Consider the following 13,412-nt stretch of genomic DNA (forward strand, 5'->3'; position numbering starts at 1 on the left):
GACCGCAATCACAGGGTGTTCAGAACGTAGCGTACGGCTTACGAGAGCGAGAGGCCAGTTCCTTGTAGCGTGAACGAGGTGACGCTCCCGAGGTCGTACTCTTGATCGAGTTCGCCGGAGAACAACAGGTGTTCCTGCGGCGAGGAGTCACCAGCTTCCTCAGATTCGAATGTAGCGGTGACGAAGTAGCCATCAATCATCTCGCTCGAGTCGTCAGTGTCGAAGACAACATCACTTAGAAGCGCCTGCCAGTCTCCACCGACTCTCGCAAACGAGAACCCAGAGCCGATCGAAACGTCTTGGCGCTCGTATCCGCTGCCGGAAGGCTCAGTCGTAATGTCGCCAACGTCATCGGGATCGCTGAGGTTGTCAGCCGAATAGTTGAACAGACCGACGCTCACCGAGCTGGCCCCGCTTCCGTTACCGAACGCTTCCTTCAGGATAAATTCCTCTCCAGTGTCGTGTAATTGTGCCATAGATAGATAGATCGAAATATGCAGGTGGGGGGATCGTGCCGATCCCGAACGTAAACTGTAGCTCCCCGAGAGCTGATTGACAATCAGTTCGCGGAACGCGGCCACTCCCCCACTCCCCCAGTTTCCTACTCGGGGAAACCCTTACCTGTAAGGTAGTAGCCTTACCCTCGCAAGAGCGATTATATCACCGGGTGCAAAGGGCTGTCATTGTTTGCCCAACTTGGTGTCAGTCCAGCGCACCCGAGACGTTACTCGTCGTCCTCAAACGCTGACGGATCGTACTCGTTCGCTTCCTTGACGAGTCCGCCCATCACGTCGACGATCCCGTCCATGATCTCGTGAGCGGACTGCGCTTGGTCGTCCTTCATCTGCTGCTTCCGGGTGATCCCAAGAGAGTCCTTGATCTTCTGAATGAGACGAACTTGCGAAGCCATTGCCTCGTTCAGCGAATTTGGCAGCTCCTCCGTCTCAACGAGAGTCCCATCGGGCAGGTAGACGCCCTTCTCTCGGATCTCGCCGTGACGTAAGATGTAGTCCTTGCCTCGAGCCTCCCGGACGATCTCGATCGCAAGGGTCTGGAAGTCGTGAGCTGCCGAGGGATCTGACACGAGGTCGATCCCATATGCTTCCGGCCACGAGAGAACCCAATCGTAGAGTTCCTCCTCGCGCTCGTCCATCGTCTCGCGCAGGTGTTCGTCGGATGTGTACATGCCGTGTTTCATGTTGCCCAACTTGTCGAGATTCTCGAGGCGGGGGACAACGCACCCGCCGTGATGTTTGCACCGCCCGTTCCTCTTGACGTTCTGCGAAACGCAGTAGCGCGGCGGCCCGTCATAGTCCTCGGGCTGCCGTGGAATCTTTGCGAGACAGTACTTTTCCTCGAACTCGAGGTACGGGTGATCGTATTCCGCTCGCATCTCCTGAAGCTCGGCTTCCGTCTTGCCGGTTACTTCATTAGATGCCATGTATCAAAAAGTTGATAAAGTGCGTAGAGAGAACTCGCCAAACCCTGCCTGCCTGAGTTTCCGAGACTGTAATCAGTGTAAACCGCTTCGTGACCCACTCGGGAGTGACGCTAATCAGCTCCCGATTCGTTACCCACGCATTCCTTTGCGGAACGCCGCCCTTCTCCTTGTCCTGTCCATCACAGCCGGTGGCTAAAAGGGAGAGAAAGAGAGCCACACAGAGAGTAAACCCGAGGAAGCGGAAAAACTGGGAGCTTCCGTGAGCTAAAGCGTCGTCACTCATCAGAATAACTCCTCAAACTACCTTCCTCACCCTTAGTAATAGACAAGGGTATATATAGGGGGGCCGGAGTTTAAATACTACCACAGGATAATATTTCCATCAAATAGTATTACTAAGCAGGAATTCGCATAGCATGCTGAAGTGTTTGGTGGTAGATATGCATATTCATGCGATGTAATCCAGCGGAGACTTTCTCGGGCGCGGTCTGCGGAGGACGCACCTCGAAGGCTGCCGGGGTGTGGACACATTGTTACCCCGTCGCCTGTGATCGGTTTTTTCACCGACCACAACACGGTCTGGTGGCGCATTTTCATAGTCTTGTCGGTTAATTTTCACAACCAAATAATATCAATCGAATCTCTAAATGGGGAGCGAAAATCAGAAAATTTCTGAGAGACTTACGTCCGTATTACGCGGCCCCCACCCGATCCACTGGTGTCATAACCCATACGAATAAACCACACAGTGTATCCCTCGAGATTAATACTCACTCGAGCATACCAATCGGCTGATTATTACTGGTAGGTATCGCGCAAGGCTCGAGAAGTTGACGGCGGTTAGTTGAGGTAATTCGAGGGTTTGAGTAGGTCCAAACCACCGTTCCTTGCACTTTCGTCGCAGTTGTCGCGAGAGCGCATTTTCGCGGAATTTGGCTGAAAACGAAGCAGAGATTCTAACCAATGGTCATAAGTCAACTACACAGCTGAAACTCTTGAGATTCAGCGGATAAGTTCAGTGAAAGTTAGTTGCTAACGATACTCTGCCATATCTATCAATTCGCTCGTTTGCGGAAGGCTCAGCCCCTCTAGGCCGATATTAACCAAAAATGAAAAGATTTATTTGTTTGTCCCTTATTTGCTCAGTCAGCGACGTTGAACCGGTCGAAGTGACCGGGAGTCGCTGTGGCCCTTTGTTGCCACGTTCGCAAGGTATGCGCGGGATTTGGGTGCGTATCGCTAAGTGGCCTAACAAGCCAGATACGCACCACACAAGGGCCTTCGCCCCTACGGGGGCGTTGGATCGTACCGAGGGCGTAGCAGCCTAAAAGCCGACGTAACCGGCAGGGAAACCGTCGAAGCGCATACCTGATCGATTCGCCCTGTGGGTATCGATCGAAGTACGTCCCTAATCCTCACACACGTAGCGGATACGTGTGGTCGACCGTAAGAAGTCGACCGTGGAGCCTTCAGAGCGCCGTTAGCGACTTAACGGTAGTAGCATGGCTGGCTATGAAGCGTGGGTTATCGGAACGCGGCGTTCCGGTAGCTACGGGGTTCACGGGGAAACGCGGTAAGTCGAAAACTCCCATAGGGGCATGAATACCTGTAGCGGTGGAGACTCTTCATGGAGATCCATGCGATTAACGGACCTATGCGTAACCTTCGGTAGCCTCTGGGTTCGCTCAAGCGAAGGTCACTGCGTGGTGCATACCCTCCGAGGTATCGCCCGCTTCCGCAAATCCTTCGGGGTTTGCGCTTAAAGGATAGGAGCAGTATCACGTAGTGGCGGACGAACGAGATACGGTCAATTGGAATACCATGTTAGGGTTTTCGAAGCCGGTTAGCGAAAGCTAAAACCTATCTGAAAGGACATGTGTAACCCACACAAAGCAAAGCGCACCTTTCCGTACGGCCCTTCAGGGCCATCGTGGGGAACTTTGAACCCACTTTCTTGATTCGACGAACCGCCTGACGAATAGCAGATAGCAGTTAGTGGCAACCAATTAGAACTATGGCAGTTAACACCGAGAGCCTGACCGTTGAAACGACCGACGAAAACACCGAAACCGTTAGCGGAACGACCGTCAACTCGCTGGAACTAACCCCCGAGCAGATCGAGACGTACACTGAATACGAGTGCTACGTCGATATGGGTCGCGTGCTGAGCAAGGTGGCGAAACACGACGACGGCGACGACTTGAAGGCGCTGCTGAAGTCGGTTCTGGCTAAGAAAAAGGAATACAGCGGCAAGAACGGCAAGACTTCGAAGCTTCCGGGAACCCTTCCGATGGTCCGAAGGGCGTTCCCCGTCGAAGAACGCGAGTGCTTCGAAAACTACTACGTGCTGCCAGCTGAGGATGCGAAGCGCGTCGGGATCGATTACGAAACCGAGGATTACATCCTCTTACCGCGAAACCCTGACGGATCGAAGTGGACGATCGAGGGCGCTCTGGGTCGACCGACCTACTTCGACGAGGGATGGAACGACGAGGCGAACGACTTCGAGTTCGGCAAGGCCGTGAAGCCGGTCGCTGAACCCGAACCCGAACCTGAGACTGAGACTGAGACTGAGACGAACATCCACAAGTTCACCGTCGAGGAGATCCGCGAGCAGCTCCAGCAGATCGACGACGTGGACGACCTGAACCTGCTGCTGACTGACGAGAAGAACGGCAAGAACCGCAAGACGGCGGTTAAGGCGATCGAATCGAGAATCAGCGCGGTTAGCGGAACCGAGGACGACACCGAAGAATCGGAGCCTGAACCCGAATCGGAGACTGAGACGGACGACGCTGAGAGCGAATCGGTGGAAGACGCGAAGGCTGAGCTGATCCGAGCGCTGATTGAGAAGGTCAAGAACGGTGAGTCTCTGACCGACGCTGAAGTCAGCCTGATCTCGAGCCTCTAGGCCCTGTAAGACAAACTTAGAACGACATACAAACGACTGCCTGCCTCATAGTTTGAAACATGATATGAAACGAGGCATCTACCACGAGAGAGAAGATGGCATACCAGTTTACTGACAAGGAAACGGGACACGCAAAGGTTGGCGGAACGCCGAGCAAAACCGAACGACACCACGGAGCTTCAAAGGATAACCGCGATCTCGGCGAAGAGTGCGACTTCGAAGACCTGTACAACCACGGATAACACTTGAGAGAGATCCATGTTTACCCACTACGACCCTGACTGGAACGACAGCAACGTCTACGACGACCGCGACAGCCTCGAGCCGGAGTTTGAAATTGATGACGAGTTGGCGTACGGACTCGGCCTCGACGAATACGATCCCGCCGATCTCTGAACCTATGACGACCTGTTCCAGCTGCAACGCCGACGACGTACCGACGAGTAAATACAACGAGGGAATGCTAATGTGGGACTTCCTGAACCTGCCCTACAGCCAAGATGCGTACCTCTGCTACGAATGCGAGAAGTGGGCGCTTCGCCAGATCAACGCTCACGGCGGCTACTACTGAAACCATGAAACCCCGATACCTCACCGAGCTGTTCGCCGACGACGACTTCATTCAGATCACTTCCGAGCATGAAATTCCCCGGATGCGGAAGCCGTCCCAAGCCTGCCAGTGGGATATTCCGCCCCGTGAAACGGTCATCAGCGACCTGCTGGCTCACTACCCGGATTACGATTACGACCAGCTGGCCGTGATGGTTTCAAACATCTTCGGGACCGGCGATCGCGAAGAGATCCGCTTCGTCGACGAGATGGAAACTGAGGGAATCCTCGTCGCTCCATCCGATCTCGGCGTTATCCTTCCCTGAATAGCCTGTAAGACACACTTCAAACGACACAGAACAATGTACCTTGAGATCACTGCACCAGCGATTTGCATCGAAACCGACCGACACTCTGGCTCTTCCGTCAAGATCCACGGCGAGGTCACTCAGGAGATCGACGTAGAAATGCCGAACCCGAATCTGGATTTCTATCTCGATCCCGACTGGATCGGTGACTACCGGATTAGCGCGATCGAGGGTCGACGGTGGGAGCTGGAATTATCGGAGGCCGAGGTCACGATTGAGTTGACCGTCGACGAACTACGGCGATCGGCCCAGATCCGAGCTGCCGAGGATCACTGCCTCGAACACGAGGTACTGAATCGGTGGGCTTCGCTGAACCCCCATGGCAGCCTCGAGAGAACGTTCCAGAAGGCTCTCTGTAGGACGGAGTCCACTGCCTCACTATAATTCCTTAACCAGATTGCACGCTCACTGTGTGTGCGTATTGAGCGTTTGCAGAAGATATTTACTCACCTGAAGCAGACGTATTGTATGTTTAGACGGGCTATTCTTGGCACATTTGGAGCGGTTGGACTTTCAGGTTGTTTCTCGAGCATACCAACCTCAAATGCTGATACAACTGCGACATTATGGAATCAATCAGGACGAGAGAAGGAAGTGTCTGTGACGATTTTGAAAAATGGCGATAAGATTCTCAACGACGATTATACCTTGGAGCCAGATGAAAGCGTAGACCTTGTAAAACTGAGCCGCGATCTCTATCGGGTAGAAATCGAGTCAGGCGACTTATTCTGGGAAGAAGAGTTTGATATAACAGAAGAGGAAGAAGGTATAGACATATTCAATATTCACCTTTATGATGACGATGTTTCCGTGAATTGGGGTGTAGAAGATTGAATAAGCGTTAACTGTTCCATCTGCACTGAGCAGTATTTCGATTCCTTGGTTCCCACCTGATTGGCAGGCTTGCGTAAACCAGTGAGGTTCGATTCCTCATGGGAACCCTTGGGCTTTAGCCCAAACCTGCTCAGAAACCGAGCAGTGGTAACTATGGCAGTAGCACAGCAGACCCACACCGAAGTAGAACTACCCCGCGACGTCTCCAAGTACCGCCACACGACTCACTCCTACGAACGCTACAAGGATACCAAGCGGATGGTCCACGAGGGGATCATCCGTGAGGCGATCGAGGAGGGTGAACTCGAACTGGACGAGAAGCGGGACGGTTACATGAAGTTCAAGCTCGAGTGGTCGGTGTTCCGGTACGAGATCGTAGTCTCTTCGGAACCGGACAGCGACGGGATCTACCCTATCGTGACGATCTACCATAACTTCACGAAGTGCCGATAAGTATATACTGTAAGAAATACTTCATAAGACGTACAAATCATGAGCCAGATTACCAGACTTGACGGCGTTGAATCGACCGAGAACGCGGAAGGCGGCGAGGTGAGTGCATGAAGATCAGCTTCGCAGTGATCGACAGCGCGACCGGCAATTTCATGAAAAATCCCTCAAGCGACACCGATTTGGTGGATTCTCGAGATGAAGCGACGGCGTTCCGCGACCTACTGAGCGAGACTGAACCCGGAGACTTCCGGGTGATTCGAGTGAAAATATTCTGAAAGCCATGATCCAAAATCGCGACACTGGACGGTGCATCGACTGCAACACGACGTACAGCAAGGGACGCAACTACATCGGCTACTACTGCCCCGACTGCCGACTCGGACGGGGCGAGACTCGAGGTGCTGCATGAGCGCTACAATTCCGTGGAAGTGCGACAGCTGCGGTGAGCGGTTCGGCGGAACGAGCAACGGAATGCCTACGGCACCCTGCCCCCGGTGCTGCTCTATGAGAACGCGGATCGTTACGAACCTCAGATGAGAACCTGCCGTCGACACGATATGGAGATGACTCGAGTGTACAATTCCCACATCAGCGGCTATCGCTACGTGTGCCCGTATTGTGAGCGGGAACGTGAAGCGAACCAGAACAGACACTTGAGCTATGCTCTGTAAGATATAGTTCGTAAGTCAAACCTCCGGCAGCTTTATAATAAACCGGGAGAATCTGATAATGAGAAGAATTCTCCCCGGTTACAGCCTCGAGAGCGTAACCGGGGTTCGCAACCCGACGAGGCATCCGCCTTCCGCGATTTAAATCGTGGTTGGCGACTAGCGATGTACCACAAGACCGTAGTACCTTCTAACTTCCAGCTGACCGAGCGGCAAGTAGCGGAACGGATCGGCAAGCAGTATGTCGAATCCGAACCCGATGGCCTCACGGATGAAATCCGAGAAGCGGTCGACGCGATCATTTCGATCAACGACGTCCTCTGGGCGAAGCTTCACCTCGAGCTTGGCGGAAACGTGACGATTACCGAGGACGACCCGTACCTAACCTATGACGAGATGTGCCACGATATAGACGAAAACGGCCACCTCGCGATCTTCAGCGGTGGATCTCACCCGAATTATTACGGACCCACCGATGATATTTGCGAGCTGGAGAACATCCGAGGTCGAGGCGTTCACGACTATTGGGGCCACTATAAGAACGGGGTTGACTTCTCATTCTGGGGCGAGTTCCAGAAATGGCACCACCAGAAGAAGTATTACCCGCCGGTCGCTCACCGTCTTCTCTTCACCGAAATCGTTTGCCAGACCGGTGCGGCGTGGTATCTCAATGGTGGGTTTAACGATCCAGAGTTTGAGCAGAAGCCAATCATGGCTTCCCCTGATTGGATCGAGTTCTGTTACGAACACTGCCCTGTCTCACTGGCCTGAAAGACGTACCTTCTAAGACTAACAAACATGAGTTACGATTCATCGTTAGCGGAAGGCGGTTCGATCGTGTATGAACCCATCATGTCCCGGTCCAAGAAGGTCCGGTTCTACATCCCGACAACGAAGGACGGGGCCGAAGATGTGGTCGACGAGGTGGTGATCCGGCTTTCAAATCTCTTCGGGGGAGCCACGACGCTACCAGCGAAGGGAGCTTACGTGATGAACGACGGGGAGCTGGTTCGTGAGGAAGTGACCCTTGTCGAGTCGTTCCACACCGACATGAAGACGGCGGATCTGACGCAGGTGGCGCTTCAGATAAAGGATGCGCTGAATGAGGAAGCGGTGGCGTTCGAAGTCGAGCAGATCGAGAGCGCTTTCGTCTAATTTCTAAGGCGGGCTGGTAGTTGACGGGGGTTCGATTCCCCCGCCGTCTATTGGCTGGCATCCAGAACTGCCGTGAATCGTATGACCAAATCCTACATCCTCTCCTTCGAGAACGGTGTCGAGCGCGAGACGAGCATCACCTTCTTCATCGAGAAGGCGTTTGAAGACCCGGAAGCAATGGTAATCGACCCGGAGACTGGCATGGAAGTCTCCGAGCTTCCCGAGATCGACAACGGCGTTGAAGAGGTGACTGCCTGATGTCGACGACGCAGCAGCCCGTTCACAACCCGGCCCGCCCCGGCGAAGTCACGCTGCGGGATAACCGCTCGCGCTACAGCGACGTGACTCCCGACAAGCTCAAGAAGATGTACCCGAGCGACAACTGGCCGCTCCGGTACTCGAAGGCCGTCTACGGCTGGCGGTAATCTTCTAACTCCATAGTTCTGCCCTGTAGCGTCAACGCAGTGAGTCGCGACACTGCCGGGGCCTTCGGGCGATGGGAACACAGCAGCCCGATGCGGTTCACACAGAGAAATTCCTATATGAACACCAACACCGACTACAAGCTCCGCTTCAGTGGACTGACCAGCGTCGACGCCGTGGAAATGGATTCCAACCTCATGAAGAAATACGGCCTCGACGAGCAGCCCGAACACTCCCTCTCGAGTGCTATCCAAGCCCTCGATCCCGTCGAGGTCGCTCCGCTCTACGTCGGAAACCCCTACGATCCAGAAGGCGAGCCGATCCCAATCAGCTTTTCGAACGCTACGATCAATCCAGATACCGCGATAGAATTGGCGCGACGATCCCTGTCCGGTGAAGAGTTGACGGAGGAAGATGGCGACTATATGGCCTACGCGACCCACTCCGATGGGTACGCGGCGGTTCCGCACTTCGATTTCTTCTTCCCGCTCGCTAAAGCGCTCCTCGACGCCGATATTCGGAATGTGGCTGGTGAGTTCCGTGTCTATGATAACGGCGCTCAGGTTCACGGTGAAGTCATGTTCCAAGATCCCGATAGCCAGCTCCATCTCGAGGGCGACCGCGATCCGCTCTTCGTCGGCCTCTCGGTCGGGAACTCGTACGACGGCAGCTGCTCGATGTACGCGATGGGATACGCAATGGATACGTTCTGCAAGAACTCCATGCGGAATCTGACTGAGCGGAAGAGTCGCAAGCACATTGGCGAACCGACCGAGGTCGCTGAGTGGTGGGAAGACGTGCTGACGCAAATGACGGCGCTTCGCGACATACTCGGTGAGATCATCGAGGAAGCGCTCGAGGTCGAGATCGACTTCCTGAACCAGCCGTACGACGTGGAAGACTTCTACCAGTACCTCGGCCTTCCGGGGTATCTGGCCCGAGCAGCCGCTACGTCGGCCCGTAACCGCTCTCCAATGGAGGGTGGCACTCGTACGGCCATGAACTTCTGGACGCTACACAGCGGTCTCACATCGGCTCTGACGCACGATTTCAATGGAACATCCGAAATCGGTTCCATCGAGACGTACAGTCGTATCGCCGTTGAGCTGTTGTTCAATCCGCAGCGCATGATCGGAGAGGTGAAAGCAGCATACGAACGCGAGCAGCGGAAGAACGCCGAGGTTTCGGAACGCGAGATTGCCCGGAACCTCGCTCAGATCGAACAGTACGAGATCACTCTCGAGGATAGAAAAGAAGAGTTCGAACAATTTGAGGAGTTCATGGACTCCTTGCTGACCGCTAACTAAACAGAATCATGAAATTCTATGAAAATCGTCAAGTACGCAATTACCGTGGACACAAGCGACGGGGATAGCGTCTTTCTTCCACCGTATCGGTTCGAGTCTGATGCTAAGCTTGCTGCCAGCCAGTTGGTAGAACTACCAGAGGTTGAGCGGGCTGTTGTTGAAGAGATCGTTCTCGAGCAATAGGGGGATTGGATTCTAACTGACACACACTCCCGGTAGAGGCATCTGTGGGTTCGACTCCCACTCCGGGTCTGGGCTGGCATCCCAAACTGCCCAAATTGCTACCATGACTGAACAGAAATTCACTTCCGAGTTCGCGGAAGGTGGCAACCTCCTCGAGCGAGCTGGAGCCAGCGAGATGTTTGTTGAGTTCGTTCGGCGGTACCCCGAATCGAATGTTGCGTCTCAGGTTCGCTTCTGGATCAAGAGCGGCCAGCTGGCCGACGATAACGCAGAAGCCGGTCGGCCCCACAGCAGCGGGTATTTCTTTGACATGCTGTGGGACGGCAACTACGAAGAGGCGTATCAGAACGCCGATCTCGAGAACCGCCGTCGACTGGACGACGTACTCTAATTCAGAGCTATGCAATCACAGGAAAACGCTCTCGAGCAGCAGCAACGCCTCGCCATGTTGGTTGAAGTTTACGACGAGTATCACACGGCTCGGGTAGTGGGAATGAACGACCGAGCAAGAGATTACATCGCCGAATGGTTTGGCGAAGCCGAGGAACTCTTCGGCGACAAGACAGCGCTCGTCTTCGAGTTGCTGAACACGATGGAGGACACGCAATGACGATGAGTACGCCCTCCTTCAGCGAAGGAAACCGCTGCCCGAAATGTGGATCAAACGCGCTCGCCTTCCAGAGTGGCTGTGCTACCTGTATGGCGTGTGGTTGGTCGAAATGCAGTGTATGAACGCTACTGTCCAGTCCACACTACCCGGAGTCGTGGAATACCCGGACAACGCCTGTGTATACTATGATCAGTGCGGTAACGAGGTTCCGCACAACGGGTGGATCTGTTCGGAGTGCCTCGACTGGGTTCGAACGAACGGAGATGTACGGAGCAGTGAACAATGACCCACAGCAGGAAAGAAAAGTCAATGAGACAAAGAAAACTGGAACGGTATTGTGACGAATGCAGAACGCACCCCTCCCTGCTCCAGATGAGATCCTCTGTATAAACTGGTGGATCTGCCCGAACATAGAGTGTTCGGACTGATATCAACCGTATCTCTCGACCTTGAAAAGATTGATATTTTTGTGAGTTATTCGTCGTCGTCGTACTCTTTGTCTATCGGTTTTGTTGGGTAGCCTTCATCCCCATTTCCGCTGTCGTCATCATCGGACATATGGGGTGATAATGGCTTATCCATAATTAAAATAACTATTCTTGAAATCGACGGAATAATCGGACAGCGAGTAATCCAGAGAATCCGCCTACGACAACCACGTCATACCAAATAGGGTAATTCGGGTACATTGTCCCAATAGCTATGAATTTTAATGCTCCAATTAAATATAACAGGATAGCGATCACCGCTGATTCGAGGCCACTTTGAAAATAATCCTTTTCTTTGGAATATTTTTCATCGAATTGCCTTACACAATTGCTATATGCTATAAGCAGATTCCTATAATGCTTTTCAACATTTGTTTCATCTAACATCATGTCCTTTGCTTCTTCTGAGACTCCCACATGATAGGTCATATTATGTGAGAAGGTCAATATGCAGAAGACAGATGACAGAATTAAAATCGCTGACCCTCCAATGAAGTAAAAAACAGATTGGTAGAAGTCTGAAAACGTGACGATAGACGCCATGAGAGTTGCAACTAAAAGAACGATTTTAATTAGATCAATTGCTTTACCATTCAAATACTGCTGGGTTACCTGTAGTTCCGAGTTTGTGTTTGAAAAGGATTCATAACCCGATTTGAGTATCTCTATTTTATCTTTAGACATATTCGTATGGCTTATCAATTCAAACAAATAATTCTACCGTTGACACCCAATTACGTGTCTATACATGAAGAGTAGTATTGGCTCTGTTTAGTCATACAACGCTGAGTATGCAGCGTACCACCGCTTGAGATGTTCAAGAGTCGCTTCCTCACCCCCGTTCCGATCACCGGTCCACACGAAGTCGACGTTGTAATACGACGACCAGTTATCGATCGTTCCCATTACGGCGTTCGGATGAACCTGTCGATCGTAGTTCCAGTTCAGCACAGTCTGCACGTCAGCTTCGATCACGACGATGAAACCGATCAGCACCTCAGCTCGTTTAATCTCACGTCGGAAGCGCTTTCGATCCCACGTAATCGATTTGAGGAAGTCCGATAGCGACTTACGCTCAATTGCGAATACGTCCTCGTATCCAACGACGGAGTAGTCGCCAGTATCGAGTTTCTCGGAGACGACGTTGTACCCGTCGAAGCGATACGGTCGTTTCTCTCGAGTATCGACGACGATCGTAAACTCTCCGCTCATTCGAGCGCCCCCGCTACCTTGTTGTAGCATTTGGCGGCGACGGTGGGACGCTCACCGAGGTACTCGAGGAACTCGACGAACAGCTCGTCGTTGTTCTCGCTCTTCCGATACGGGTGGTACATCCGCCCGTCTTCTCGGCAGACGTAGGCGGCCACACAGACCGCTACAAGCGATGCTCGGTATCCGATGCGTCTCAGGTCGAGCGAATCGAATAGAAGCCGTCCACGGCGTTTCTGGAAGGGCGTAAGCTCAAGCTGGCTTGACACTGCATCGAATACGGCGAGGTTGTCGAGACGGCGCAGCTCAGCCTTATCCGCCCACTGGCCGTTATAAACACCAGTATTGTAGCCGTGTAGTCGCCGGAACTTCTTCCGGTGTTTTTCAGGCGCTTCAACAGAGTGGAAATGAGTTGCATTTTCAGTATCAGGTGAGATGATCGGCTCTTCTTCAGACTCGTCAAATGGCATAGAGATCACATCAAGACAGATCGCAGACCGAGGAGACACCAGAGAGCAACCAGACAGGACAGGGAAGGCGGGGAGAGGAAGACAGAGAAGACAGAGAGAGGAACCAAAGAGAGGAAACCAAAAAGAAACAGTTATTGGTTCTTCTTTCTGGTTTTTCTCCCTGATTCTTCTCCCTGTTTTCCACTTATTGTTTTGCGGAACGCTGCCATCCCAGTACTGTCTCAATCAAATACTGGTTCCAGAGAGAGGAACCAGTGGGAGGAAGCATTTAGTGGATCTAATTAGTGTAACTACTACTGTACACCGATACAGTGTAGCCACTCACTTGCCCTTGGGGGCTTCT

At 52.9% G+C, this 13,412-nt stretch carries 23 protein-coding genes; 17 read left to right on the forward strand and 6 right to left on the reverse strand.

The genetic code is table 11. The features are described 5' to 3' along the window. Nucleotides 1–38 precede the first annotated feature (38 nt). The 3 genes from RJT68_RS09965 to RJT68_RS09975 all read right to left on the reverse strand — a co-directional run bounded on the left by RJT68_RS09965 (nucleotide 39) and on the right by RJT68_RS09975 (nucleotide 1,724). Nucleotides 39–581, reverse strand: a complete 543-nt coding sequence (locus RJT68_RS09965) for a hypothetical protein (RefSeq protein ID WP_407040205.1) — start codon at nucleotides 579–581, stop codon at nucleotides 39–41. A gap of 143 nt (nucleotides 582–724) precedes the next feature. Further along, nucleotides 725–1,441 (reverse strand): hypothetical protein, encoded by a 717-nt coding sequence (locus tag RJT68_RS09970; RefSeq protein ID WP_407040206.1) that lies wholly within the window; start codon nucleotides 1,439–1,441, stop codon nucleotides 725–727. Next, a complete protein-coding gene (locus RJT68_RS09975) occupies nucleotides 1,431–1,724 on the reverse strand; it encodes a hypothetical protein (RefSeq protein ID WP_407040207.1) in 294 nt (97 codons plus the stop codon). The genes RJT68_RS09970 and RJT68_RS09975 overlap by 11 nt, the downstream gene beginning before the upstream one ends. Before the next feature lie 1,731 nt (nucleotides 1,725–3,455). Here RJT68_RS09975 and RJT68_RS09980 point away from each other — a divergent pair. From RJT68_RS09980 to RJT68_RS10060, 17 genes are all read left to right on the forward strand, one after another. Further along, entirely contained in the window at nucleotides 3,456–4,352 is an 897-nt protein-coding gene (locus RJT68_RS09980; RefSeq protein ID WP_407040208.1) for a hypothetical protein, read from the forward strand. Nucleotides 4,353–4,447: 95 nt separating this feature from the next. Beyond that, nucleotides 4,448–4,594, forward strand: coding sequence for a hypothetical protein (locus RJT68_RS09985; protein ID WP_407040209.1), 147 nt, complete (start codon nucleotides 4,448–4,450; stop codon nucleotides 4,592–4,594). Nucleotides 4,595–4,610: 16 nt separating this feature from the next. Continuing rightward, a complete protein-coding gene (locus RJT68_RS09990; protein WP_407040210.1) occupies nucleotides 4,611–4,748 on the forward strand; it encodes a hypothetical protein in 138 nt (45 codons plus the stop codon). Between the two features lie 179 nt (nucleotides 4,749–4,927). Continuing rightward, on the forward strand, nucleotides 4,928–5,227 hold the full coding sequence (locus RJT68_RS09995; protein WP_407040211.1) for a hypothetical protein: 300 nt from the start codon (nucleotides 4,928–4,930) through the stop codon (nucleotides 5,225–5,227). Nucleotides 5,228–5,263: 36 nt separating this feature from the next. Next, the gene (locus RJT68_RS10000) at nucleotides 5,264–5,653 is read left to right on the forward strand and encodes a hypothetical protein (protein WP_407040212.1); all 390 of its coding nucleotides are present in this window, start codon (nucleotides 5,264–5,266) and stop codon (nucleotides 5,651–5,653) included. 84 nt (nucleotides 5,654–5,737) lie between these two features. Then, entirely contained in the window at nucleotides 5,738–6,103 is a 366-nt protein-coding gene (locus RJT68_RS10005; protein ID WP_407040213.1) for a hypothetical protein, read from the forward strand. A gap of 153 nt (nucleotides 6,104–6,256) precedes the next feature. After that, nucleotides 6,257–6,556, forward strand: coding sequence for a hypothetical protein (locus RJT68_RS10010; RefSeq protein WP_407040214.1), 300 nt, complete (start codon nucleotides 6,257–6,259; stop codon nucleotides 6,554–6,556). A 107-nt stretch (nucleotides 6,557–6,663) separates the two neighbouring features. After that, complete coding sequence (locus tag RJT68_RS10015; RefSeq protein WP_407040215.1) at nucleotides 6,664–6,831, forward strand: hypothetical protein; 168 nt, start codon at nucleotides 6,664–6,666, stop codon at nucleotides 6,829–6,831. A 5-nt stretch (nucleotides 6,832–6,836) separates the two neighbouring features. Then, nucleotides 6,837–6,965 (forward strand): hypothetical protein, encoded by a 129-nt coding sequence (locus tag RJT68_RS10020; protein ID WP_407040216.1) that lies wholly within the window; start codon nucleotides 6,837–6,839, stop codon nucleotides 6,963–6,965. Nucleotides 6,966–7,389: 424 nt separating this feature from the next. Further along, entirely contained in the window at nucleotides 7,390–7,995 is a 606-nt protein-coding gene (locus tag RJT68_RS10025; RefSeq protein ID WP_407040217.1) for a hypothetical protein, read from the forward strand. A 27-nt stretch (nucleotides 7,996–8,022) separates the two neighbouring features. Further along, nucleotides 8,023–8,379: a hypothetical protein gene (locus tag RJT68_RS10030; RefSeq protein ID WP_407040218.1), complete on the forward strand. Its 357-nt coding sequence runs from the start codon at nucleotides 8,023–8,025 to the stop codon at nucleotides 8,377–8,379. A gap of 81 nt (nucleotides 8,380–8,460) precedes the next feature. Continuing rightward, nucleotides 8,461–8,637: a hypothetical protein gene (locus RJT68_RS10035; RefSeq protein ID WP_407040219.1), complete on the forward strand. Its 177-nt coding sequence runs from the start codon at nucleotides 8,461–8,463 to the stop codon at nucleotides 8,635–8,637. After that, nucleotides 8,637–8,804: a hypothetical protein gene (locus tag RJT68_RS10040; RefSeq protein WP_407040220.1), complete on the forward strand. Its 168-nt coding sequence runs from the start codon at nucleotides 8,637–8,639 to the stop codon at nucleotides 8,802–8,804. Before RJT68_RS10035 ends, RJT68_RS10040 begins: the two co-directional genes overlap by 1 nt. A 117-nt stretch (nucleotides 8,805–8,921) precedes the next feature. Then, nucleotides 8,922–10,109, forward strand: coding sequence for a hypothetical protein (locus RJT68_RS10045; protein WP_407040221.1), 1,188 nt, complete (start codon nucleotides 8,922–8,924; stop codon nucleotides 10,107–10,109). Nucleotides 10,110–10,154: 45 nt separating this feature from the next. Further along, the gene (locus RJT68_RS10050) at nucleotides 10,155–10,292 is read left to right on the forward strand and encodes a hypothetical protein (protein WP_407040222.1); all 138 of its coding nucleotides are present in this window, start codon (nucleotides 10,155–10,157) and stop codon (nucleotides 10,290–10,292) included. 103 nt (nucleotides 10,293–10,395) lie between these two features. After that, on the forward strand, nucleotides 10,396–10,683 hold the full coding sequence (locus tag RJT68_RS10055; RefSeq protein WP_407040223.1) for a hypothetical protein: 288 nt from the start codon (nucleotides 10,396–10,398) through the stop codon (nucleotides 10,681–10,683). Between the two features lie 9 nt (nucleotides 10,684–10,692). Beyond that, nucleotides 10,693–10,902, forward strand: coding sequence for a hypothetical protein (locus tag RJT68_RS10060; RefSeq protein ID WP_407040224.1), 210 nt, complete (start codon nucleotides 10,693–10,695; stop codon nucleotides 10,900–10,902). Between the two features lie 593 nt (nucleotides 10,903–11,495). Here the strand turns inward: RJT68_RS10060 and RJT68_RS10065 are convergent. The 3 genes from RJT68_RS10065 to RJT68_RS10075 form a co-directional block, all read right to left on the reverse strand. Next, nucleotides 11,496–12,074, reverse strand: a complete 579-nt coding sequence (locus tag RJT68_RS10065) for a hypothetical protein (protein WP_407040225.1) — start codon at nucleotides 12,072–12,074, stop codon at nucleotides 11,496–11,498. A gap of 87 nt (nucleotides 12,075–12,161) precedes the next feature. Beyond that, the gene (locus RJT68_RS10070) at nucleotides 12,162–12,602 is read right to left on the reverse strand and encodes an ERCC4 domain-containing protein (protein ID WP_407040226.1); all 441 of its coding nucleotides are present in this window, start codon (nucleotides 12,600–12,602) and stop codon (nucleotides 12,162–12,164) included. Beyond that, a complete protein-coding gene (locus RJT68_RS10075) occupies nucleotides 12,599–13,069 on the reverse strand; it encodes a hypothetical protein (protein WP_407040227.1) in 471 nt (156 codons plus the stop codon). The genes RJT68_RS10070 and RJT68_RS10075 overlap by 4 nt, the downstream gene beginning before the upstream one ends. Nucleotides 13,070–13,412: the final 343 nt, after the last annotated feature.

It is taken from the genome of Halovalidus salilacus (assembly GCF_031852275.1).
GTDB lineage: Archaea > Halobacteriota > Halobacteria > Halobacteriales > Natrialbaceae > Halovalidus > Halovalidus salilacus.